Source organism: Tessaracoccus massiliensis, from assembly GCF_000826065.2.
Classification (GTDB): Bacteria; Actinomycetota; Actinomycetes; order Propionibacteriales; family Propionibacteriaceae; genus Arachnia; species Arachnia massiliensis_A.
Genome location: NZ_LN623528.1, coordinates 1 through 894 on the forward strand (window position 1 = coordinate 1; position 894 = coordinate 894).

At 71.9% G+C, this 894-nt stretch carries 2 protein-coding genes; both read right to left on the reverse strand.

Going from position 1 to position 894, the window contains the following annotated elements:
- Nucleotides 1–315: DUF3040 domain-containing protein (locus BN1186_RS00015; RefSeq protein ID WP_040281322.1), on the reverse strand; the 315-nt coding region annotated here is incomplete at its 3' end.
- A gap of 72 nt (nt 316–387) precedes the next feature.
- A partial coding sequence (locus BN1186_RS15285) for a hypothetical protein (RefSeq protein WP_040281320.1) occupies nt 388–894 on the reverse strand: 507 nt, incomplete at its 5' end.

Consider the following 894-nt stretch of genomic DNA (forward strand, 5'->3'; position numbering starts at 1 on the left):
GGGGCGGGGGCCGGAGGAGCCGGGGCGGCTGGGCTGCGGGTTGTCATCGGCGACCCGCTGCCAGGAGCTGATGCCCACCAGCGCGCCGCCGAGCATCAGCAGGAAGCCGATGATGCTGACCGCGGGATGCACCTGCACGCCCACCAGCAGCACGATGACGCCGACGACGAACGCGAGGCCGGCGATCGCGGCGCGGCGGCGGTGCAGCTTGATCTGTGTGGTGCCGCTGAGCCGGTCAGCGAGTTTCGGGTCCTCGGCCTTCAAGGACGCCTCAAGCTGCTCGAGCAGCTTCTGCTCTTGTTCAGACAGCGCCATGGCCTTCTCCCTTGCTGGACCGGTGGCGCCCATTCTATGCCGGGGAAGCGCCAACCCCAAGAGGCATTCTGACTACCGGTTCAACCGGAACAGCGACGCGGGCAGGAAGATGGCCTTCCAGCGGCCGCCAACCGTGGCTCCAGCGGCCAGCGACTTCCTGACCGCCCTGACCTGGGCAGGAAGCTCAGCCGTCGAGGCGCCCTCGCGGGCGAACCTGCTGCGCTCCACCGTCGCCGCCGCCTGACGCAGCGCCGCGGCGCCGTCGGGCGTGAGCGTCTCCGCGACTTCGCGGCCCACGGGGCCGGGAGAACCGTCCGGCCACGGGCGGTCATGGTCGAGGAAGGATGCCCGCAGCTCTGTCCAGGCGGCGTCGGCCGCGGCCTCCGCCTCCTGCCTGCCGCGCAGCCGCACAGTACGGAGCCCGAGGCGGATCAGCGCGGGCAGCGCGAGGAGGAGCAGGATCCCCAGGCCGATGAGCACGCCGGTACCCACGGGTCCGATGCCCTCATCGGTGTCGACGGTGGTGGTGGGGCCCGTCGGCGTGGGCTCCGCGGTGGGGGGAACGAACGTGGGCTGGGC